19 protein-coding genes and 1 tRNA gene are annotated in these 21469 nt (G+C 56.7%); 13 read left to right on the top strand and 7 right to left on the bottom strand.

What is annotated here, in order from left to right:
- The first annotated feature begins 24 nt into the window (after positions 1 to 24).
- From floA to SFX18_14160, 8 genes are all read left to right on the top strand, one after another.
- Entirely contained in the window at positions 25 to 1068 is a 1044-nt protein-coding gene (floA, locus tag SFX18_14195) for a flotillin-like protein FloA (GenBank protein MDX1964300.1), read from the top strand.
- 79 nt (positions 1069 to 1147) lie between these two features.
- Positions 1148 to 1846, top strand: a complete 699-nt coding sequence (locus tag SFX18_14190; protein MDX1964299.1) for a hypothetical protein — start codon at positions 1148 to 1150, stop codon at positions 1844 to 1846.
- A gap of 149 nt (positions 1847 to 1995) precedes the next feature.
- Positions 1996 to 2919, top strand: coding sequence for an NAD(P)-dependent oxidoreductase (locus tag SFX18_14185; protein ID MDX1964298.1), 924 nt, complete (start codon positions 1996 to 1998; stop codon positions 2917 to 2919).
- A gap of 545 nt (positions 2920 to 3464) precedes the next feature.
- Entirely contained in the window at positions 3465 to 3857 is a 393-nt protein-coding gene (locus tag SFX18_14180) for a hypothetical protein (GenBank protein MDX1964297.1), read from the top strand.
- Between the two features lie 124 nt (positions 3858 to 3981).
- Entirely contained in the window at positions 3982 to 4368 is a 387-nt protein-coding gene (locus SFX18_14175; GenBank protein MDX1964296.1) for a hypothetical protein, read from the top strand.
- A gap of 395 nt (positions 4369 to 4763) precedes the next feature.
- On the top strand, positions 4764 to 6059 hold the full coding sequence (gene eno, locus SFX18_14170) for a phosphopyruvate hydratase (GenBank protein MDX1964295.1): 1296 nt from the start codon (positions 4764 to 4766) through the stop codon (positions 6057 to 6059).
- Positions 6060 to 6164: 105 nt separating this feature from the next.
- On the top strand, positions 6165 to 6707 hold the full coding sequence (locus SFX18_14165) for a hypothetical protein (GenBank protein MDX1964294.1): 543 nt from the start codon (positions 6165 to 6167) through the stop codon (positions 6705 to 6707).
- A 169-nt stretch (positions 6708 to 6876) separates the two neighbouring features.
- Positions 6877 to 7671, top strand: coding sequence for a type 1 glutamine amidotransferase (locus tag SFX18_14160; GenBank protein ID MDX1964293.1), 795 nt, complete (start codon positions 6877 to 6879; stop codon positions 7669 to 7671).
- A 58-nt stretch (positions 7672 to 7729) separates the two neighbouring features.
- Here the strand turns inward: SFX18_14160 and SFX18_14155 are convergent, their stop codons facing one another.
- The 3 genes from SFX18_14155 to rnpA form a co-directional block, all read right to left on the bottom strand.
- Positions 7730 to 9997, bottom strand: a complete 2268-nt coding sequence (locus SFX18_14155) for an SHD1 domain-containing protein (protein ID MDX1964292.1) — start codon at positions 9995 to 9997, stop codon at positions 7730 to 7732.
- A 191-nt stretch (positions 9998 to 10188) separates the two neighbouring features.
- Positions 10189 to 10431, bottom strand: a complete 243-nt coding sequence (yidD, locus tag SFX18_14150) for a membrane protein insertion efficiency factor YidD (protein ID MDX1964291.1) — start codon at positions 10429 to 10431, stop codon at positions 10189 to 10191.
- Positions 10432 to 10532: 101 nt separating this feature from the next.
- On the bottom strand, positions 10533 to 10946 hold the full coding sequence (gene rnpA / locus SFX18_14145; GenBank protein MDX1964290.1) for a ribonuclease P protein component: 414 nt from the start codon (positions 10944 to 10946) through the stop codon (positions 10533 to 10535).
- Between the two features lie 138 nt (positions 10947 to 11084).
- Between rnpA and SFX18_14140 the strand changes: the two genes are divergently transcribed.
- The 3 genes from SFX18_14140 to SFX18_14130 all read left to right on the top strand — a co-directional run bounded on the left by SFX18_14140 (position 11085) and on the right by SFX18_14130 (position 13085).
- Complete coding sequence (locus tag SFX18_14140) at positions 11085 to 11951, top strand: class I SAM-dependent methyltransferase (protein MDX1964289.1); 867 nt, start codon at positions 11085 to 11087, stop codon at positions 11949 to 11951.
- Positions 11948 to 12799: a lipase family protein gene (locus tag SFX18_14135; GenBank protein MDX1964288.1), complete on the top strand. Its 852-nt coding sequence runs from the start codon at positions 11948 to 11950 to the stop codon at positions 12797 to 12799. The genes SFX18_14140 and SFX18_14135 overlap by 4 nt, the downstream gene beginning before the upstream one ends.
- A 212-nt stretch (positions 12800 to 13011) precedes the next feature.
- Positions 13012 to 13085 (top strand) — tRNA-Arg (locus tag SFX18_14130).
- Between the two features lie 290 nt (positions 13086 to 13375).
- Here SFX18_14130 and SFX18_14125 read toward each other — a convergent pair.
- Positions 13376 to 13960 carry a DUF1579 domain-containing protein gene (locus tag SFX18_14125; protein ID MDX1964287.1) on the bottom strand — a complete coding sequence of 195 codons (585 nt, stop codon included), beginning with the start codon at positions 13958 to 13960 and terminating at the stop codon, positions 13376 to 13378.
- A gap of 447 nt (positions 13961 to 14407) precedes the next feature.
- On the opposite strand from SFX18_14125, the gene SFX18_14120 reads away from it, so the two are divergent.
- Together SFX18_14120 and SFX18_14115 are read left to right on the top strand one after the other, a co-directional pair.
- On the top strand, positions 14408 to 15475 hold the full coding sequence (locus SFX18_14120; GenBank protein MDX1964286.1) for a DUF1559 domain-containing protein: 1068 nt from the start codon (positions 14408 to 14410) through the stop codon (positions 15473 to 15475).
- Positions 15476 to 15498: 23 nt separating this feature from the next.
- Positions 15499 to 16359, top strand: a complete 861-nt coding sequence (locus SFX18_14115; protein MDX1964285.1) for a hypothetical protein — start codon at positions 15499 to 15501, stop codon at positions 16357 to 16359.
- Positions 16360 to 16728: 369 nt separating this feature from the next.
- On the opposite strand, the gene SFX18_14110 is transcribed toward SFX18_14115, so the two are convergent.
- From SFX18_14110 to uvrA, 3 genes are all read right to left on the bottom strand, one after another.
- The gene (locus tag SFX18_14110; GenBank protein MDX1964284.1) at positions 16729 to 17796 is read right to left on the bottom strand and encodes a DNA polymerase III subunit; all 1068 of its coding nucleotides are present in this window, start codon (positions 17794 to 17796) and stop codon (positions 16729 to 16731) included.
- A gap of 69 nt (positions 17797 to 17865) precedes the next feature.
- Entirely contained in the window at positions 17866 to 18246 is a 381-nt protein-coding gene (locus SFX18_14105; GenBank protein ID MDX1964283.1) for a four helix bundle protein, read from the bottom strand.
- A gap of 126 nt (positions 18247 to 18372) precedes the next feature.
- Positions 18373 to 21282 carry an excinuclease ABC subunit UvrA gene (gene uvrA, locus SFX18_14100; GenBank protein MDX1964282.1) on the bottom strand — a complete coding sequence of 970 codons (2910 nt, stop codon included), beginning with the start codon at positions 21280 to 21282 and terminating at the stop codon, positions 18373 to 18375.
- Positions 21283 to 21469: the final 187 nt, after the last annotated feature.

The raw sequence follows: 21469 nt of genomic DNA, 5'->3' as shown, positions 1-21469 counted from the left end.
CCACTTTGTACGCTAGGGTTAAATATGCCGCACGCCTTGTTTGCCGATATCACGACCACGATCACGATCATCGCGGTGATCGTGATCTTTATTTTCGCGCTGATTTTGTTTGTCGTATTTGCCAATTACTTTCGCTTATGGATTCAATCCTACGCCACCGGGGCAAATATTGGCATTTTTGACATCATTCTCATGACCTTTCGCAAGGTCAATCCCAATGTAATTGTCAAAAGCAAGATCATGGCCGTGCAGTCGGGGCTGGGGGATGAATCGGGCATCACCAGCCGTTCGCTCCAAGCGCATTACATGGCCAATGGCAGCGTGCCCCAGGTGGTCCAGGCCATGATCATGGCCAGCAAGGCCAAGATATTGGAACTCGATTTTAAAACCGCCACCGCCATCGATCTGGCGGGACGCGATGTCAAGGACGCCGTCGGCACCAGTGTCTATCCCAAGGTCATCGACTGCCCCTCCCGCAGCTCGGGCAAGGAGACCCTGGAGGCTGTCGCCAAAAATGGGATTCTGCTTAAGGTAAAAGCCCGCGTGACCGTCCGCACCAATATTGAACAGCTCATCGGCGGAGCGACCGAACAAACCATCATCGCCCGCGTGGGGGAAGGGATCGTCAGCGCGATTGGCTCCGCCGAGACCCACTGGGAAGTGTTGGAAAACCCCGACCGGATCAGCAAAACCGTGCTCGCGCGCAAGCTCGACTCGCAAACCGCGTTCGAGATCGTCTCGATCGATATCGCCGATATTGACGTCGGCGAAAATGTCGGCGCTCGCCTGCAGGCCGATCAGGCCGAGGCCACCATGCGCATGGCCCGCGCCAACGCCGAAAAACGCCGGGCCGAGGCCGAGGCCACCGAGCAGGAAAACATCGCCGAAATTGAACGGAGCCGCGCCCAAGTCACCGAGGCCGAAGCCGAGGTCCCCCGCGCTATCGCCCAGGCGTTTCGCAGCGGCAAGTTGGGCATTGTGGATTATTACAAACTACGCAACGTCCAGGCCGACACCGAAATGCGGCGCAGCATCGCCGGTAATGGCCAGGCCGCCGTGACCAGCTAGAACGCGTGTCGCCAACCCACGAATGTGGCGGGTTATTTGACCCGCGCGGTTGATGGGTGGCAAATTTTGGGGAATATTGATGAATCCGCACTCATTCGCATTATTTGCCGCCGGTGTCGGCGATCTATTTGAATACGCGGTGGTGATCATTGTGGTCATTGCCTCGATTATTCGCTTTTTAAGCGGGTTGATCCAACAAGCCGCCACCAAGCCCAAAGCGGGCGCGCCCCCCGGAAATCCCGAGCAAAAAGCCCTCCAGTCCGAGATCGAGCAATTTTTGCGCACCGCCGAGGAACAAAAGCGGGAAAAAGGAAAAGGACCGCGCCCCGCCGGGGGCAAAACCGCCAAGCCCAACGCCGAGCGGCCCCGCAATTCCGAACGGGGCAAACAAGGCAACCGCAACAAACCGCCCCCCCTGGCTCCGGTGGTCATGGCCGAAATGGTCCCCGAGGCCCTCTCGCAGCGCCGCAGTCTGGCCGACACCATCGCCAGCGACCTGCGTAATGAGCAGTTCGAGCGTCCCAGCGATAGCTTTTCCCAGATTCCCCACGAAGCGGATGATATCAAGCAGCATGTGCGCGATGTCTTTGAGCATCGCGTGGGCAGTTTGGCAACGGAGGCGGATCTGGCCGCGACCGCCGCGGCCAATACCGCCCAACAACAGGCGACGCTTGATAAAAAAGCGCTCATCACCAAAAAAGATTTGCTGGCCCCCCGGAATATTCGCACGGCGATTATTCTTAACGAAATTCTCCATCGTCCCACCGATCGCTGGTAAGCCAGCTGCGATAGAGAATCCGGCCACCGCTCCGGTAACACCTTCTTTGCCACGGTCTCTGCCGGCCTGTGGGTGGACATACCGCCCAAACTAACCAATTCCTACCTCGGCTATCCCTTTTCCTTGCAAAAGCCTTGCTCCCCTCGCCTATGCTGCTTCCCACAATTTCTCCCGCACAGACCCGCCTGGGTTGGATTGGCACTGGTGTCATGGGCCTGAGCATGGCGGGGCACCTACTGGCCAAGGGCTACTCCCTGACCGTATATAGCCGCACTCGGGCCAAGGCCGAACCGTTGCTTGCCCGGGGGGCCGCGTGGGGGGAAACTCCGGAAGCTGTGGCGCGGGGGTCGGATGTGATTTTTTCGATTGTCAGCCGGCCCGCCGACGTGCGGGAGGTGATCCTTGGCCCGGCGGGCACGCTGCGGGGGGCGGCGGCGGGGTCCATCATTGTCGATATGACCACCAGCGACCCGGCCCTGGCGGTCGAGATCGACCAGGCGGCCCGGACGCGCGGGGTGCATAGCGTCGACGCGCCGGTCAGCGGCGGAGATATTGGCGCGCGCGAGGCGCGGCTGTCGATCATGATCGGCGGCGACGCCGACGTGGTGCGGGCGTTGCAACCCTGCTTTGAGGTCATGGGTAAGACTATTGTCCATCAGGGGGGGGCCGGCGCGGGACAACATACGAAACTGACCAACCAGATTTTAATCGCGACCAATATTATCGGCGTCTGCGAGGCATTGTTATATGCGTTCAAAGCCGGCCTCAATTTGGAGACCGTGATGCAGTCGGTCGCGCCCGGTGCGGCGGGCAGTTGGTCCCTGTCCAACTATGGTCCTCGGATCATGCAAGATAATTACGAACCGGGCTTTTATGTCGAGCACTTTATCAAGGACCTGGGCCTGGCCCTGGCCGAGTCACAGCGGCTGGGTTTATCCATGCCGGGCTTGGCGCTGGCCCAGCAGTTGTATATCGCGCTCTCGTCGCAGGGTTACGGGCGCAAGGGGATCCAGGCGTTGATGCTGGGGCTGGCCACATTGTCCAATGTGGATTGGCGGGGTCGCCATCATTAAGTTTACCGGGCCGTCGCGATCGCGGAGATGGACGGAACAGCCGACGATTGGTTTGCCGATTTGATTTTGCTGTTTTTGCAAATGACCGCCGACCATGACCGAGCCGCGTTATTCCGCCGACAATCCCTACGCCGCGCCGCAGACGGAATTATCCCCGCCTCAGCTAGAACCAGATCCACGGGAGGTCGCGGCGTGGTCCCAGGGTGTTGGGCAGCATCTACGAATGTGCTACAACTATCTGATATTTCTGCAATTGGTATGCTTGATCATAGCGTTACCCGTCGCCTGGACCTTAACCGTAGCGGATTTAGGAAGTAGATGGCAAGCAACGAGTTGGAGCACTCTATTTTTGCATTATGCGGGAAAACTGCTGGTCTGTTGGGGGTGTTTTTCATTATTGTCCGTGGCAACGGTTTTTGCGACTTTCGCTATGTATTACTCTCGGGCCAAGTTGCACGGTAATCCTCAATTGTTAACCGACGGTTGGCTCTTGGAACAGAAATCTCAACCTGGTGAAAACACGGGTCCCGGGCAAGGATCAGGCCATGATAACTGACAATCCCTACGCCGCGCCGCAGACGCTCCCCGATAGGCCCCCCGTCGAGCCTCCCCGGCCGTTCTTTTACTATCTGCGAAAGACAAGCGGGATTTCAATTAAGTGGGTCGCGGGATTTTGCATGGTCATTGGCATACTTTATATCATTGAAGATATTTACATTCTGTCGAAAATACTTACTGCCACGGAGATTTGGCAGAGAAAAATCGAAGAGTTTCACTATACTGCTTTTTTACTATTTGTAGCGCCTTTCCAAATCTTTGTTATTGCTATCCTCTTCTTTGGCCTTCCCTTTGGCATTTTAGCCTACCTACGCGCCCACCGACAATATCGCGAGTACGTTGCCAGCCAAGCGCACTCAGCCACCGCCCCTCCGCACTAGCCAAACGCCCATGAATCCGTCAAGAAAGCGATGACTCAATTCGCCTACTTGGCACCATCCCCCAATTCAAAATTTGTAATTGTCCCTCCCATTCTTAATTTTTCATTTTTAATTCTTAATTTAAATGCCTCCCGCCGACAATCCCTACGCCGCGCCGCAGACACTCGAACCAGCCGTTAAAGCACAACGGCCACAGGTTGCCTGGGGACGGCTCTTATGGGAAACGCTGTGGCGTAACATCTGGCTAGCCGCCTTTATTGCTTGGGGGGTAACGCTCATCGTCTGCCTGCGGATGTTCATCCGCGGCGCAGATTACGTGCATATTTGGGAGCAATTTTGGAATTTGGGTTTTGGCATGTCCATCGCCACGGAAATCGTTGGCCTTTTTGTAAGTCATATCACGATCATCTTGTACTGGGTGATCTTTAAAATGACAGGCAACGTTACATTTCCCCATAAATACTTACTAAACCCATCAACCGAAGCCGACCCTCCACCACCCTATCATTGACCTATGCACAAAACAGTTTATTAAATTTACAGCTTTGTAGCTCCGCCTTCCGCAAGTGCACATAATTCATAGCGGGTTATGACTCGCTCCGGTTTTCTCGGATCATGATCCAACCTGCCCAGCATACCACCTGCCCCAATTCGTAATTTGTAAATTGTTCCCCCCATTCTTAATTTTTCATTTTTAATTCTTAATTGATATGCCTCCCCCCGGCCCTAGCCAAACGCCCACGAATTCGTCAAAATAGCGGTGTCGCATCCAACCCCCGGACAGGTCTCCCCCAATTCGTAATTTGTAATTCCTAATTTGTAATTATGTCCTCCCGCCACGATCACGTCTGTGCTGACTCTCACTGCGCTGATCCCCGGCATATCCACTTACCCCCTAATTCACCCATGAGCACGATTGTTGACATTCACGGACGCCAAATTCTCGACAGCCGCGGCAACCCCACCGTCGAGGTCGATGTCACCCTGGTTGATGGCTCATTTGGGCGGGCCGCGGTCCCTAGCGGGGCTAGCACCGGCATTCACGAGGCCTGGGAGCTGCGCGACGGCGACGCCAAGCACTTTTTGGGCAAGTCCGTCCTCAAGGCGGTGGAAAACATTAACTCCACCCTGGCCCATGAGCTGAACGGCATGGACGCGCTCGACCAAACCGGCGTCGACCTGCGCATGCTCGAACTGGATGGGTCTGATAATAAGAAAAACCTGGGGGCCAACGCCATCCTGGGCGTGTCGCTGGCTGTCGCCCACGCCGCGGCGGACCACGCTGGCCTGCCGCTGTACCGTTATCTGGGTGGGCCTGGCGCGCGGTTGCTGCCCGCTCCCATGATGAACATTATCAACGGCGGCGCCCATGCCGATAACTCCGTCGATGTTCAGGAATTTATGGTGATGCCGCTGGGTTTTGACAGCTTTAGCGAGGCCCTGCGTTGCGGGACCGAGATCTTTCACCAATTAAAGAAAGTCCTCAAAGGGAAAAAGCTGAATACCGCCGTCGGCGACGAAGGAGGCTTTGCCCCGGACCTCAAAAGCAACTCTGAGGCGCTCGACCTGATCATGGAAGCGATCCAGCAAGCCGGATACAAACCGCGCGAGCAAGTGCAGATTGCCCTGGATGTGGCTGCCACGGAACTGTTTGACGAGCACAAAAAGCAATACGTCCTAGGCAAAAAAGGGGGCAAGGAAGAAACCCTTTCTCCCGCCGGCATGGTCGAAATGCTAGCCAGTTGGGCCGAGAAATACCCCATTTGCTCGATCGAAGATGGCTGCAGCGAGGACGATTGGGAAGGTTGGAAAATGCTCACCGACAAACTCGGGGCCAATGTGCAACTGGTGGGGGATGATCTGTTTGTCACCAACACCAAGCGGCTGCAACAAGGGATCGACAAGGGGATCGGCAACAGCATTTTGATCAAGGTCAACCAGATCGGCACCCTGACCGAAACAATCGAGGCGATTCAACTGGCCCACCGCAACGGTTACACCACGATCAGCAGCCACCGCAGTGGCGAGACCGAGGACGCCACCATCGCCGATCTGGCGGTCGCCTTGGGGACCGGCCAAATCAAAACCGGCTCCGCCAGCCGGACCGACCGCATGGCCAAGTACAACCAACTGCTCCGGATCGAAGAAGAACTGGGCGCGGGGGCGATCTACGCCGGTCCGTTGTTTAAGAAGAAACGGTAATTTAGAGTCTGGAGATATAGAGTCTGGAGGAATGGAGACATTTGGCATGCTCTCCATTCTCACTCTGTCCACTATTCACTTACCACTGTCCACCAACCTCCCCCCATGCTCGACTGGCTCATTGCACTGGCGATCTTGACGGGCATGGCGGGGGTAGGACCCTTACGCGGATACAGGCTTGATTCCCCCTGGTTTTACCTCGCCCTCCTTGCGGGAATGGCCTATCTCGGCATTGTCATCATTGAGGGAAAATTCAATATTCGCCAACAGCGCATCGAGCTAAAGGCCCACGGTCGCGAATTGGCCCAAGAGCAGATCAATCGCGGCCAGGCGATCGACCCGCATGGTCGTCGACCCACGGTTGTAAATCCTCCCGTGGATGCGGCGCCTTCGTCCGCAAGCGCGCCGCCGCCAGAAAAATCCCTCCCGTCCCCCGCCAGCGGCAATGCCCCAGAGACCGCCGATTTTGCCCGGTACGAAAATTTTGTCACCCAGGAAAACGCCAAAACGCTCACCTTTCTTAAGTGGCTGATGGCCTTGGCGGCTTTGACGGGGATTGCCGGTTTTTGGTGGCAGGGGCGCTCCCTGGCCGAGGGGCCTGTGCCTGTCCCCGGGGAGCCGAAAAACCCCGCCCCGCCCCCTATCTGAATTCCCGCCAGGGTGGCTATGCTACGTAGTGCTGGCAGGATCAACCGCTAGGCGCTAGCCCAAGGTTCTTTTGTCAGGCAATTCGAGTTGCTATAGGTTTTTCCGCTTCAACCGTGGGCTAACGCCCCACGGCTAATTTATTTCCACGGCTAACGCGGCCAACTTCCGCATGGCACTTCCCCCGGTCCTGATCCTGCGGCACGTCACCGGCGAACCGATCGGCCAGACCGCCGACGCGCTCGCCGCCGCGGGCCTGACCACCGAACTATGGGATATGGCCGCCTGCCAGCAACGGACGTTCCACCCCCCGCACTGGGCGGGGCTGGTGGCCATCGGCGGGCCGATGAATGTCGACCAGGTGGAGCAATATCCGTTTCTCGCCCAAGAGATCCACTGGCTGCGCGAGGCGGTCCGGGCCAAGGTGCCGGTGCTGGGCCTGTGCCTGGGGGCGCAACTGCTGGCCAAGGCGCTGGGGGCGCGGGTGGGGGCGGCTCCGGCGGTAGAGGTGGGCTGGCACCGCGTGGAATTCACCGCCGCCGGCCAGCAGGACCCGCTGTTGTCGGATATTCCGGGCCCGGCCACGGTTTTACAGTGGCATGGGGATACATTTGAACTCCCCGCCGGCGCGGTGCTTTTGGCCGCCGGGGCGGAGTTCTTGGCCGCGGGGACGGAGAACGGGGCCAGCGGCCGGCAGTGCACGCATCAGGCGTTTCGCTTTGGCGAGTTGGCCTGGGGGATCCAGTTTCACGCCGAAATCGGGGCCGAGCAGATTGAGCTATGGGCCAAGACGCCGTACGACCCGCACGACCGCTGCGCGCCAGGCCCGGAACTGCGCGATCAGATACTGTCGGCATTGCCGCGGGAACTGCCGGGCGCGCAGATCATCGGGCGTAAAATCCTGGGCCGCTTTGGCAAACTGTGCCGGGAAGTCGCGCAAGCAAGGGGCAAGGGGAACGGGGGGTAGCATCTCCAATAGAAGGCGTACGGGGGCATGACAAGCGCTCTGTATCGCAGTTGTCCTTCTAATCGGGAATTGCCTTGAGAGCTTCACGTAGAAAATACATATCGGCATAACTAAAATATTCGATCTGGGCGATAATGCCGCGAAATTTTTCATCAATGATTTTTAAATAGTGTTTTGTTTTTGGCACGTCGCAGATTTGAATGCTTAGATAGAGGCCCAAAGTGGGGCCATAGGGATCATCCGGCAGCAATTCGCTTAATTGATCGGCGCCGCTAAGCAGCCGTTCCCACTCTAGTTCCAGGTTATCCAAGACGCGGGGAGGATTTTTAATTTCGTCAAATAGGATGTCGGGTTGCATCATTTGCTTTTGGCGCAAAATGGATAAATGCATGACGCAGTACAGGGCATCCTGATATTCGGGCGGCACGGCTTCGATTACTTTTTCGGAATAGGCTTGGGCGTCTCCCGGCTCGCCATGCCAGCGAGGCAAGAGGGAGAACATGATCATTCGGTGCGAGTCCGCATGATAGGGATGCGACTTTAGCAGTTTTTCCATCCCCAGCGCGACATCCTCTTCCTCCCAGCCAAGCGCTTGACAAGCTCTTAACCACTGATAGACAGCTTCCGCGGGAACATGCTTGCGCTGCATTAGCGGCAACAACAGCTTGCGGGTTTCGGCCATCTTATCCAGAAATTTTTTCATATCCCCGGGCTTGACATTAGCAGCCGTGTCACCGCCACGCGCGGCCCAGGCCGCGGCAGCGGCCTTTTGCGCATAATAGACCGTGCCTAGGGTAGCGTCCTCCGCTGCGGCTGCCCAGTTATCCCACTCGGCCAGAAACTCGCCATTGGTCTGTTCCGACTGATAATTCAGTGCATCATCCACCAATTGCAGATAATCCTGGGTATAAGGTTGGATGAGCGACCGCGCTGAATACGCGGGCGATTGATCCAACAGCAGATACGCTTGATTCAGCGCCTGGAATTTTTTATTCTCCACACATTTCCGGAGTAGCGGCACATCGCGAATTTGGTTGGTCAAGTCCGCGCGGTACAGCGTCAAGCGCCCACTATCATACATGGCCAATCGCTGAAAATCCGGCGCTAGCCAGAGCAGGTTGCTTTTTTCCTGGAATGCCGGAGGGGCGAACATTTTCCACAGAGCGGGATTTTCGGCGGGAAATGCCAGCACGCCATGTTCGCTTACAAAGGCCCCCAGACGCTCATCCGGAGAAACAACTCCCCGTTCGAGATGTGTCCGGAGCGTCGTATACCGTGTCCACGCCAAACGCGATTTGCCGGGACGGGAAGCTTCCATCGTACCCAGCCACCGCATTCTGCCGCTTAAGTCAAATAGCGCCTGAAAATGTTTTGTGATCAGCCCCCCCGTAAGCGGCTCGAACTCTTGCGGGGTGCGATACTTGCGTACCCCCGCCTTGGAAGCCGCTTTGGTCGGAAACTGGTAATGCTGCGCGAGTCTTCCCTTGTTTTTCCAAATTAGCACATCCAGTCCGTTGGGTGATACCGCCAGACTGTCGGCGGGAAGTTCTCCATCTGGAAATTGCGGTAAGATATTGGTGAGTTTTGCTTGCCGCAGGGGACCGTGCGAGAAACTGCCATCCTCAAACAGCATGACAACGCGGTCCGCCGTCGGCAGGGAGACTTTTATCGGTGCCCGGGGCGTCTTGTACAGATGAAGCTGTTTTCCGCTACGGGCGTCCCACAAGATCGCGGGTTGCTCGAGAGAACTTGTCAGGACCAGCTTTCCATCCGGTGAAATTGCGCATGCTAGGACATTTCCCACCAGCGCGCGTTCCCCCTGGACCACGATAGTTCCATCAATCAAATCCCGCACCACGCAGTTCCCGGCTTCGTCCAATATGGCACAGAGATCGCCTTGCTGGCTAAAAACGATCTCACGCGGCTTTGAACTAACGGGTTCCGCCCAGATTTTTTCCCAAGTTGGTTGTTGGATCGGTTGATGCGCCGCCAGAAACTGCTCTACCAATTCTTTGGCAAGTTGTTCGTCGGACTCCGTAGCGGCCTTGGCGGGAGGATGCTCCGCGTCGTGGGGTTGAGTTGTTTGCGCCTTTACGTATTCTTGATCCGCTGCGCTAAGAACGGACAAGGGCACAGTAATCGTCTTGCCATTCTCCTTGTGAATCAGAACTTCCCCGGTGGCCTCGCGAAATTCTTGCAGTTCGCCTGTTACGTTATATTTGCCGTCGTGGGATTGCCATTTGCGTGTTTCCGCCCCGGACACGGGATGCGCCACACCCATCAATAGCAATGCGCACACAGTCCAGGCCAAAATATGATGTCGCATAATGAACCTCATGAATGTCGAATCTGCCCATCACAACATGATTGTACGTTATCGCTGTCCACGGCCAGAAACAAGCTTTGTCTGTGAATAGCGTACTATTCCCCCAAAAAAGCTAAACTTTGTTACTCCAGAAATACTTTGGCTCGTTTTCCGTGGTTAATTTTTTTTGCGATTCATTTTTATGTTGCCCCCTACGGCGGATCATATCCCCCCGGATGCCACGGATGGCAGCGGCAGATCCGCAGCGTCCCCCGCCACGCACCCCGCACCGCGCCGTACTTGCGCACCGCCTGGATAAAGTAATTGCTGCACGTGGGGGAGAACCGGCAGTACCGCCCAATCCACGGGCTAAGCGTCCACTGGTACAGACGCACCAGCCCAATGAGCACGAGCGCGGGAAGCGAAAGTAAAAATTGCCAGAGATGAATCAACATAGCGATGACAATTGTAATAGTTTAGTTCTTTGACATGTTAAGAAATCAACCGGACGCTAGCGCGTGGCGGCTGTTGGTTGATGCTGTACTTTCTAACATTATTAACGCTGCTGGGGATTGCGCCGCGGCTGATCCGCGCGGGGGGGGAACTTGGTCAACCGCCGGGCGAGTTTTTGGGCCATTTCGGCCAACTCCGCCCGTAACAGCGCGAGTTCCGGCGGTTCGGGAGCACGCGGGATCACCACGTAATCCACACCGCCGGGCCACGCGGTCTGCTCCAGCCGAAACGCCTCGCGCAAGAGCCGCTTCCAGCGATTACGCGCCACCGCGTTGCCCACTTTACGTGAAACCGACAAACCCAATCGAGGGTGCGGCAGGTCGTTTTCGCAACCGCAAACGGAGAGCGATGGCTGGGCGACCGATACCTTGCGCGCGTAGACCCGCGCGTACTCTCGTGGGCTGCGCAGGCGTAGCCGGGGGGGAAAACTCTCGGGCGTGGGGGGGGTGGGGGGCACGAAACTTGGTGGAAATACGAGTAAAGAGTTGCGAAGCGGCGGTGAAATCGGGAATAATGATCGTCAGCGGAACCAGGCAAGAGGTTCGCTCGTTATTCTAGTTGGTGAATTTTCCTTCTCGCAATCGAAACCCCGGCCATGAAACGATTTATTACGATGTTTGTATGTGGCAGGATAGCGATTGCGCTCATTTTGTGCGGTGCATGGCAATTGTGCGGCGGATGGCATTACAGTTGGGGGGCGGAAGAACCCGCCGCGGCCGCTCCCCCTGCCGCGACAACCTCTCCGTCGCAAACCGCCTCAGCCGCGGAGCCGACCACTGACAATACGCTCTCCTCGCCGGAGGAACTTCCCCCCGCGCTGGAAGCGTACAAAGGGCGCACCATCGCCCAAACTATGCATTACGCGGGGGCTCCCTGGCTGACGCGGGAAAACCGCGAACGGGAAGAGGAATGCAGCACGCTGTTAAAAACGCTGAAGCTGCAACCCGGCCAGGTCGTCTGCGACATGGGCTGCGGCAACGGTTTTTATGCGTTAAAAATCGCTCCGACACTAGGCGAAAAGGGAAAAGTCCTGTGTGTGGATATCCAGTCGGAAATGCTGAAACTACTGGCGGAGCGGGCCAAAGAGGAAAATATTTCCAATTATGAGTTGATCTTGGGCTCGCCCATTGATCCGCGGTTGCCGGCTGGGAAGGTGGATTTGATTTTGTGCGTGGATGTTTATCATGAGTTTTCGCATCCCGAACAGATGCTGGCCGCCATGCGGCGGTCCCTGGCGCCGGGGGGCCGGCTGGTGCTGGTGGAATTTCGCCTGGAAGACCCCAACGTGCCAATCAAGGAACTGCATAAAATGAGCAAAAAGCAAATCCTTAAGGAACTAGAGCCCAACGGTTTCAAGCTCGTCGAACAATTTGACAAGCTCCCCTGGCAGCATGTCATGTTTTTTGAGGCCGATCCCCAGTTTCAACCCACCCCCGCCCCCCCTGGCAACACTCAACCATGAGTCACATCCTGACCGAAGATGACCTGGGTTCCGTGGCTAATGCGCAATTTTTAGCGTTGGCCGCGGATTATTCCTACTCCCCCCAATCCGTCGCCAGTAAAAAATTTGCCGACGACCTGGGCCTGGACGCCCAGCTCTATGAAGTGGACAACACCCAGGCGTATGTGGCAACCAACGCGGACCACATTGTGGTGGCGTTTCGCGGGACAGAGTCCCCCACCAGCATTGACGGGCTAAAGGACTGGTTTTTGACCGATGCGCTGAATTTACTCATTGTGCCGGAGGGGCGTTTGGGGACGGACCTGATGGCGGCGGGAGTGGGAGCGCGCTTTCATCAGGGGTTTGTGCATGCGATTGGCGAGATTTGGGATCCAGTGTTTGCGGGGATCGAGGCCGAATGGAAAAAGTCCGAACGGCCGATTTGGATCACGGGGCACAGCCTGGGGGGCGCGCTCGCGCATCTGTCGGCGTGGTTGCTGCAGCGAAAAATGATCAACGTGCACCAGGTTTACACGTTTGGCTCACCCATGATCGGCAACGAGGCGGCGATGCGGGCTTTTAATAAGGAGCTGAAAGGAAAGATTTTTCGGTATGTTAATGACCCGGATCCCGTGCCCAAGCTTCCCACGCTGAGCCTGATCGCCAATGAGTTTGCCCATTGCGACCGCGAGATGGCTCTGGCTGTTACCGCCACGACCGCCAGCAGCGCCGCCGAAATGTTTCGCCAATTTGCCGCCAAGACGATCCAGGGGGTGTTGAATTTAAACCTTATGAATGAACTCTGGGCGGAAATCCTAGCCCGCGTCCAGGCGCACGAAATGAACGCCTATCGCAAGTTGATTGTCTAATGGAGTAAATATTATTTTTATGATAATTACCCCAAATGAACCTTCGCCATGATCCAGCCGTCTTATTTTTTACGGTAAATGCGGCAAGCGTGGGGTGGGGTGACGGGGCTTGTTCTGCGGCCAAAATCCGTTAAAATGTGGTTGTAAATAGCCGCAAAATGTGTGGTAGTAATGGTTTAAGCGGTCGATAAATAAATTAAATACTGACACAAGCACCCATAGCTCAATTGGATAGAGCATCGGTCTACGGAACCGAAGGTTAGAGGTTCGAGCCCTCTTGGGTGTAGTTTGCTTTTTTTGTAGCGGAACTTGCCAAAGTTCCGGTCTTTCGTTGCGGAACTTGCTAAAGTTTCGGGCCAGGCGGAGAGATCAGAATTCTTGCGAATTCTCCTACGCTGCTAATGGAGGAAACAAAGGTGGCTTAGTGCCCCGCTGGAGTGTTCGCTACGCTCATCCCCAGCCACGCACCTACACAGCATTGCCCCAGGATGAATCTCTTTTGGGGTAAATTGGTGCATTCGACAACAGGCCTTAACTGACTGGCTTCTTGCCTACCTGCTTCCCCGGCAGCGTTCCCTACCTCGCCGCGGGTTGCTGCTTGCGCACGGCTTTGCCGGACATAAATACCATCCACTTGCCGTCCGGCATCTGCATCGACGACTCAACCTTCATCTCGTCCGGCGAGACCAGTTCGTACGCATCACGATATTGGACCATCTGCGGCACAGCTCCTGGCGGCAGTAACATATTCGGGCCGGTCGCTTCCAACGTCAACTTCTTGCCGGCCTCATCGACACTGCCGCTATAGTTCCACAAATGGTTATGCATCGAATCCACCCACGTGCCGACGTACTGCTTGGCCTTAGGGTCGTAGCCGATCGTTTGCAACCCGAGAATCGTATTTTGCCCATCCAGCATTTCAATATCCGCCACGACCCACAGATTGCCCAGCATCCGGTAGCTGATGTTTTGCTTGCACTGCATCAACACTTTCCCCTCGGTATCCTTGGCCTCTAGTTCGACTTCCCAGGGGCCGACCAACTGCTTGAGCCACGCGTGTTCCTTTTGCCCCGGATCTGGTTTAGGTACTTCGATGGCGTACACGGCCGCGACCGTCCAACAGGCCAAAAGCGTCGTAGGCAAAATTGTGCGTAAGCTCATAAGTTCCTCCCAAGGGTAAAGATTGTGACTGGTCCTCGCGGACTAGTTGACACTCTGTGCGGAAATGACCCGTTCCGCACACTTCTCAGACCGGTGTTTAGCCGCCTGCGATTATAACGCGCCGACCACCGCCAGGCACCACCAGGGGGGGCGTTGGCGATAAACAATTGCCAAACATCAGGGTACACCGCCGCAAAAAAAGCGGTAATTCCGCGCAAATTCTTGTCCTATTGGTAATTGCAACCTAAAATACAGTTATTCGAGCATGGAGGGAAATCATCCTTACGACCAGTGTGCGCAATCACGCCGCTGTGGCGTAAACAAACGGGGTAGTTAATGCCGCGTGTGAAACATCCTACCGATCACCAGGCTGGTTGCTCTGTCTTAGAAGCGGATACTTGCGTTTGCGCGCCACGGGTGTTCGCTAAAAGAAATGTCATCTTTAGAATGGGCATCCGCCCGGCGCGGTCGCGCGCCTTTACCCTGGTCGAACTGCTGGTGGTAATTGGCATCATTGGCCTGTTGGTCGCGCTCTTATTACCCGCGATCCAACAGGCTCGTAGCGCGGCACACCGCACCCAGTGCCAGAACAATTTACGGCAGATCGGCACCGCGCTCGCGAACTATCACAATGCCAACAAGTCCTTCCCCGAAGGGTGCTGGGGGCCGACGGACGACCCCGTGATGCGGCAGGCGTGGGGCTGGGGGACGCTGTTGTTGCCATTCATCGAGGAAGAACCTCTCTTTAAGCAAATCAACCCGCGCCAGAATCGCCTGCAATGGATCCTGGCCAATCCCTTTACCCAAAAGCACCTCCGCAAGTGGATCAGCGTGTATCGCTGCCCCGCCGACCCGATTGAAGTCTTGCAAAGCGACAGCCGCACGCTGAGCGGCTTTGTGTTTAATAGCCAATCACCGAGCCGACCTAACGGCGGCGGCTTTGGCCCCGCGCTCCTTGGGCATATTTTGCCTGACGGCTCAAGCGGCGGGCATTCGCACTCTAATGACTTTGGCGTGCGGGTGGCGGTGTCGCACTATGTTGGCTCGTTTGGCGATTTTTGGCTGACAAACTCTGCCGATTGGCAACCCGCCGACTTTGCCGGCAATGGCCTGTTTGGCGGGAATACCGTCGTGCGCATCCGGGAAGTGACCGATGGCACCAGCAAAACCCTGGCCATCGGCGAGCGCGGTTCGGCCTCCTTTGCCGCGGTTTGGGCCGGTGCCGAAGGGTGGGACCGCTGTGAGCGCGAGGGGATTCCCAATGTGCTGGCCACCGCCTTTTATCCGCTAAATATCCCCCCGGAACCGTATTATCTCAGTTGCGACCCACGCGGGGCGGCGGGTTATGGCAGCCAGCACACCGGCGGGGCGCAGTTTGTCTTTGCCGACGGCAGCGTCCATTTCCTCAGCGATGAAATTCAATTCGCCAACTCCGCCGATCCCGCCAAACTGGGCGTGTTCCAGCGTTTGGCCCGCCGCAAAGATGGCCAGGAAGTTCCTAGTTGGCAGCCGTAGCTCCTACGCTTTGATATGCTTGTATGCCCCCAACGCGTCTATCTCCCAGCTATATTTCGCCCAATTTACGCCACCCGCGCCGGGGGAACGCGCGGCTGGCGGTCCTGGCCGGCATAGCCTTGGGCGTGTTGATTTTAGCCGTTTATGCCACCAGCGGCTGGTGGGGAAAGCTAGGGGCGGTTTCCGACCACGCCCACGATCCCGGCGCGCATGGGGGAATCATCGTGGCGGTGGGGCAGAATCATCATCATATCGAGGTGATCTTTGCCGAAGGGGGCGTGATGAAATTCTTTACACTGGGGGAGGACCAAAGCAAGGTCGTGCCGGTGCCAAAGCAAACAGTGACCGCGTATGTCAGCACTCCGGATAAACCGCAGGCAGTGGCGGTCAAGCTGGAATCACGACCACAACCGGACGATCCAACGGGACAGACGTCGCTGCTCGAGGGGACGCTGCCAGCGGAGTACATTGGCGCGCGGCTGTTGGTCGTGGTACCGCAGATGATTTTTGACGGCACGCGGAATCGGTTTAGCTTTCAGACCGTGGATCCGCACGAGGCGGAAATGCCACAAAAAGTTACCGCACAGGCGGAGCGGGATTTGTACCTGACACCGGGGGGAAAGCTGACGGCGGCGGATATTCAGGCGAATGGCGGCATCACCGCGTCGGAAAAATACCGCGGGTTTAAGTCACAGCATGATTTTAGCCCTAAACCGGGGGACCCTATATGCCCAATCACCCAAACCAAGGCCAACGCGCAGTGCGTCTGGATCATCGATGGTAAAAAGTATCTGTTTTGTTGCCCCCCCTGCATCGATGAATTTGTCAAACTGGCCAAGGAATCGCCGGAGAAGATTTTGGAACCAAAGGCCTATGTGAAGTGAAGGCAGTTTAATTGCGAATTACGAATTGATTCAGGCATATTCTTCTGCACGCATAAACTACTGGCTAAGAAATACCAATCGCAAGTAAACGTAGCCTGGATTTTACCCAGTATACCCAGAATTTACGGAACTCCGTTGGAGTACGGAGCCCTTATTTTTGCCATTTTTCCCAGGGTTGTTCACTGCGCTCCAACCCGTGGGCTATGATGCAGAACCGCGTTGCGGTACCCCATCTACCGCAACGCGGTTGCGTCATGTCACTATTATGCATTAAGTCTTCACGCATTTACAAAATGCTAGCTGCGCTATATTTAGCTAGATAGCGTATAATTCTTCAGATCCACTACCCACTAACCATTTTCCTTCCCACTACGCACTTCCCACGGGGCTTAGCGTAACACTCAGTTCCTCGAGCCAGGCTTCGCAGAGGATGTTTTGGTTGAGGTAGCGTTCGACATGCTCGGTGGCGGCAAGGGACCGTTCGGCGCAGTGTAGCACGGCCTCGATATCCCACCCCTCCTGCCGCTGCGCGGTGGCGAGCGCGGCGGCAAGAGTTGGATCCGCGGTATCGGCCTGTCCGCATAGCGCGCGGGCCAAGTGCCGATAAAACTCGGCGGTTTGCAGCATCGCCCAAATCAGGCGGGGACGTCGATCGCGGGCCTCTTTGCCGGCGGCTTCGACAAATTCCAGCACCTCGCGGGCGAGTGCGACATTGTTCAGCGGCAATTTGGCCAGGGAGGCAAACAATCGCTGGCGGAACTGCCAAAAATCGGGGTGGGAGGTTTCGAGTGCCTGGCCCACGCTGCCGTTGGCCAGTTGCAACGCGCGCTCGAGTGCGGCGGGATCGGCGGCTAGATCCGTTTGCCCCAGGGCGGCGCGCAGATTTTCGGTCGAGAGGGGGCGAAAGCGAATGAGTTGAGCGCGGGAGCGGATCGTGGGTAGCTGCTGGTTGACGTCGTGGCTGATCAGGATGATCGCGGTATGAGGCGGGGGTTCTTCCAATAATTTGAGCAGCGAGTTGACCCCTTCTTGATTGAGATAATCGGCATCGTCAATGATCCCGACGCGCATGTTTCCCAGATAGGGCTTGAGATGCATTTCATAGCTAAAGCCTTCTTTCATGCGCATGTTGCGGGTCAAATCGCCAATGAGCAGCGCGACGGGAATTTCGCTTTTATCCTCGGGCTTGCGCACTTCATGCAAATCCGGGTGGTTTCCCGCCAGGAACAATCGGCAGCTTTCACACATGTCGCACGGGACAAACCGTTCCACCGACCGTTGATGGCAAAGCAGCGTCTGGGCCAGTTGTCTGGCGAACGTGTGCTTCCCTACGCCAGTGGGGCCGACGAAGAGGAACGTGCTGGCCAGTCGCCCCCGCGCGACGGCGGTTTGGAAATATTCCGCCAGGTGATCGTGTCCGTAAATATTGCGCCACATGGGGAGGGGGAGTGGGTAGTGGGTAGTGAACAGTAGAGAGTGGAAAGGTGAGTAGTGAAAAGTGAAAGGCTATTTTTGTTCCAACCTTTTTTGCAATGAGTTGCGTAAGCCAAACAGCATTCTTGTCAATTGTTGGGTTTCGGACAAAAATTCCTCAAAGGTGGTGGTTTGAACATAGTTTAATCTGAACGCGATTTCCAGTTGTGTTTCCACTTCAGCCAGGGAACCTTGGGCAATGGACAAGAAATTGAGGAATTCGCGAGTTCCAGAGCGAGCACTCCCTTCGGCTATGTTTGAGGGGATGGAAATCGCGGCCCGTCGCAGTTGCGATGCCAAGCCATACATTTCATAGTTTGGAAAAGTTGAAACCGCTCGGCAAACTCTCACGGCCAAATCCATCCCCCGCTGCCAAACTTGGAGTTCGCGAAAATTACGCACTTCCGTACCCATGTTATTTCCTCAAAAGAATGTGATGAAAGTTCCCAAAATGACCCACTTACACCAACCACTCCACCATACACTAGCCGCTCTGTCCTTCCCACTATCCCCTTCCCACTATCCACTACACACTTTCCACTACCCACTCATGATTCGCCATTCCCGCAGCACATTTCCCGTCAGGCTCTCTGGCTTTTGCATAAAGTCCCCTGGTGTACCGGTGCCGGTGATCCGTCCCCCAAGGCGCGCGGGACCGGGCCCCAACTCGATCACGTAATCGGCGGCGGAGAGCAACATGGGGTGATGGTCGGCCACAATCAAGGAATGACCCACATCCAAGAGCGCCTCAAAGCAGCCGCACAATTGCCGCACGTCCGAAAAATGCAGTCCGGCGGTCGGCTCATCCAACAAAAACAGCGTGCGCGAGCGCTTGAGCGCGGCAATGTAACCGGCCAACTTAAGCCGTTGCGCCTCGCCGCCGGAAAGGGTGTTGGCCGCCTGGCCCAGACGCAAATAATCCAGCCCCACATCCAGCAGTTGTTTCAGACGGGCCTGGATGTGCGGAGCTCCGCGAAAAAACGTAAACGCCTCGCGCGCGGTCAGGGCCAGGACTTCGGCGATGTTGCGGTTGCGGTATTCGACCTTGAGGACTTCGTCGCGAAAGCGAGATCCTTGGCATTCGTGGCAGTTGACAAACACATCAGGCAAAAACTGCATATCGATGCGCAACGTCCCGTCGCCTCGACAGGTTTCACAGCGGCCCCCCGGGACGTTAAAGCTAAAATGCCCCGGCCCAAAGTTGCGCGCCTTGGCATCGGCGGTCTCGGCAAACAGTTTCCGGATTTCATCAAAGATTTTGAGATACGTCGCGGGATTGGACCGGGGGGATTTGCCGATGGGCCGCTGATCGACCAAGATCACATCCTCGATCGGCCCATCGCCGCTCAGTTCGGTGTAAGGGAGCGGGGGTGGGGCCGAGATTTTTTTCTTGCGGCAAAGCGCGGGATAAAGCGTCTGTTCCAGCAGCGTGCTTTTGCCCGCGCCGCTGACGCCAGTGATCACGCATAACAGGCCCAGCGGAAATTCCACCGTTAGATTTTGTAGGTGATGCCCCCGCGCGCCCGTCAGCCGCAGCCAGCCCTGCTGGGTGGGGCGGGTGGTGGGACGCGATTCGTGCCCCGCCTCGCCAGCCAGGTACGCGCCGGTTTGGCTATTGGGGTGGGTTAAAATCTCCGCGGGTGTCCCTTGAAAGACCAGGTTTCCTCCCCGTTCCCCCGCGCCAGGGCCAATTTCCACCAGATGATCCGCGGCCAGCAGCAGCGAGGATGCGTGCTCGACCGCCAGCACGGTGTTACCACGATCGCGCAGCGCGCCCAGAAACGCGATCATCTTGCCTGTTTCGCTGGGGTGCAGGCCTCCCGCCGGTTCATCCAGCACATACAGCACATTGACCAAGCTGGATCCCAGCGCCGCGGTCAGCCGCACCCGCTGCGCTTCGCCACCACTGAGTGTGCGAAATTGCCGGTCCAGGGTTAAATATTCCAGCCCAATCTGCCGCAAGTATTCCAGACGATTGGCGAGTTGCCGCAGCAACATTTCTTGCGTGGGTTGATTGGCGGATTTTTCCAATTGATCCTGGCAAAGCGATTGCAATTGGTCCACGGTCTGTCCCTGCCATTGGGTGATGGTCTGTCCAGCTAGCCGATAAGCCAGCGCGGCGGAATTAAGCCGTGATCCGTGGCACGCGGGGCAGGGTCTGCTTCCCCGCCAGTGACTCAGAAACGTGCGTACGGCGGCCTTGTGCCGCTTTTTTTCCAGCTTGGCAAAGAACCCGCGCAAACCGCCAAACTTGTGCTGGGGCGATCCTTGTTCTATCAATTTTCGCTGGGCAGGGGTTAATTGCGCATACGGCATATCCAGGGGGATTTGCAATGCTTCCGCCAGCGACAACAGTTGTGTCAATTCATGGTTATATGCCGCTCCGTTCCACGGCGCGATCGCCCCGTCACGCAATGTTTTGGTCGGATCGGGAACAACCCGCGCCAGGTCCAGATCCACGAGGCTGCCGCTTCCTTGGCAGTGGGAACAGGCTCCTAGGGGACTGTGGGGATTAAAGAGTTGTGGTTGGGGGGACGCCAGAGTAACCCCGCAGACAGAGCACCGAATATCGCGGGAAAAACTCCAGCGGCTGTATGGCTCGCCAGATATACTAACGGGCCGTGGTTCGGGCGAATTTTCAGATAGCGAGTGATCCCGCGCGGCGGCATACACCTGGGCGTGGCCGTTCCCCTTACTAAAGGCCGCTTCTAGCGATTCCCGCAACCGTTCCGCCGTGGCGGTGCCAGTCCTCAGCCGATCCAGGACAATTTCCACTTCCGCGTCGGGATCTTCCCCTGTCAGCCACGCTTGTTCCAGTTCCGTCCGTTGCGCTCCCTCATCTAAATGATAAATCTTGCCCCGGAACAAGATGCGCAAATATCCCTGTTCGCGCTGCGTGGTGATAAACTGACCAAAATGGTCGGCGGATTCCCGAGATTGCATAGGAATTTGCGACACGATCGTCACCAGCAGCCGCACATCCGGGGAAAGCTGGCCGAGGAATGCCGCAGCATCCGCGGGAGTCCAACCCCGTAAGGGACGCTGGCAGTTGGGGCAAGAGGGGACCGCCGCGCGGGCAAACAGCAGTCGCAGATACTCGTCCAGCTCGGTCGCTCCCCCCACGGTCCCCCGGCTGCCTGTCGCGCGGTGATCCGGGGTGATTGCCACGGCAGGGGGGAGCCCCCGGATGCTAGCGATATTGGGCTTTTCCAGTTTTTGCAGAAATTGGCGGATATCGGTGGAAAAGCTTTCGATGTAGCGGCGTTGACCTTCGGCATAAAGGGTGTCCAGGGCAAGGCTGGTTTTACCGCTGCCACTGACCCCACAGAGCACGATGAATTTTTGTAAAGGCAAATCCAGATTGAGGTTGCGCAAATTATGCACCGCCGCGCCGCGCAATTCCAAAAAATTGGGCGAACCCGCGACCGGAGGAAGCTGTCTTGACTTCATGAATGGGCTTACCATAATTCAAGTGTTGCGTGTGTTGGGCAAACGTGGCCTAACCAAACAGGAGCCTACGGGAGGGAAACTGGTTTCCAACCGTGGGGAGTCTGGGATCAAACGCGGGCTAAGCAACAGGCCGGGCGGTGATCTCGCAATGTAAAGGAGGTGGTCTCTACCATGTGTAGTCATAACC

It is taken from the genome of Pirellulales bacterium, from assembly GCA_033762255.1.
Classification (GTDB): Bacteria; Planctomycetota; Planctomycetia; order Pirellulales; family JALHPA01; genus JANRLT01.
The sequence above is the reverse complement of the archived record's forward strand: the minus strand, read 5'-3'. Positions and strand labels throughout refer to the sequence as shown.

Bases quoted from the DNA above. Each gene is read 5' to 3' on its own strand.
- uvrA (MDX1964282.1), bottom strand. From the start codon at position 21,282: ATGAAGTCAAGACAGCTTCCTCCGGTCGCGGGTTCGCCCAATTTTTTG.
- SFX18_14160 (MDX1964293.1), top strand. From the start codon at position 6,877: ATGGCACTTCCCCCGGTCCTGATCCTGCGGCACGTCACCGGCGAACCG.
- SFX18_14165 (MDX1964294.1), top strand. From the start codon at position 6,165: ATGCTCGACTGGCTCATTGCACTGGCGATCTTGACGGGCATGGCGGGG.
- SFX18_14110 (MDX1964284.1), bottom strand. From the start codon at position 17,796: ATGTGGCGCAATATTTACGGACACGATCACCTGGCGGAATATTTCCAA.
- SFX18_14105 (MDX1964283.1), bottom strand. From the start codon at position 18,246: ATGGGTACGGAAGTGCGTAATTTTCGCGAACTCCAAGTTTGGCAGCGG.
- SFX18_14175 (MDX1964296.1), top strand. From the start codon at position 3,982: ATGCCTCCCGCCGACAATCCCTACGCCGCGCCGCAGACACTCGAACCA.
- SFX18_14180 (MDX1964297.1), top strand. From the start codon at position 3,465: ATGATAACTGACAATCCCTACGCCGCGCCGCAGACGCTCCCCGATAGG.
- SFX18_14155 (MDX1964292.1), bottom strand. From the start codon at position 9,997: ATGCGACATCATATTTTGGCCTGGACTGTGTGCGCATTGCTATTGATG.
- yidD (MDX1964291.1), bottom strand. From the start codon at position 10,431: ATGTTGATTCATCTCTGGCAATTTTTACTTTCGCTTCCCGCGCTCGTG.
- eno (MDX1964295.1), top strand. From the start codon at position 4,764: ATGAGCACGATTGTTGACATTCACGGACGCCAAATTCTCGACAGCCGC.
- SFX18_14185 (MDX1964298.1), top strand. From the start codon at position 1,996: ATGCTGCTTCCCACAATTTCTCCCGCACAGACCCGCCTGGGTTGGATT.
- SFX18_14120 (MDX1964286.1), top strand. From the start codon at position 14,408: ATGGGCATCCGCCCGGCGCGGTCGCGCGCCTTTACCCTGGTCGAACTG.
- SFX18_14140 (MDX1964289.1), top strand. From the start codon at position 11,085: ATGAAACGATTTATTACGATGTTTGTATGTGGCAGGATAGCGATTGCG.
- SFX18_14135 (MDX1964288.1), top strand. From the start codon at position 11,948: ATGAGTCACATCCTGACCGAAGATGACCTGGGTTCCGTGGCTAATGCG.
- SFX18_14115 (MDX1964285.1), top strand. From the start codon at position 15,499: ATGCCCCCAACGCGTCTATCTCCCAGCTATATTTCGCCCAATTTACGC.
- SFX18_14125 (MDX1964287.1), bottom strand. From the start codon at position 13,960: ATGAGCTTACGCACAATTTTGCCTACGACGCTTTTGGCCTGTTGGACG.
- floA (MDX1964300.1), top strand. From the start codon at position 25: ATGCCGCACGCCTTGTTTGCCGATATCACGACCACGATCACGATCATC.
- SFX18_14190 (MDX1964299.1), top strand. From the start codon at position 1,148: ATGAATCCGCACTCATTCGCATTATTTGCCGCCGGTGTCGGCGATCTA.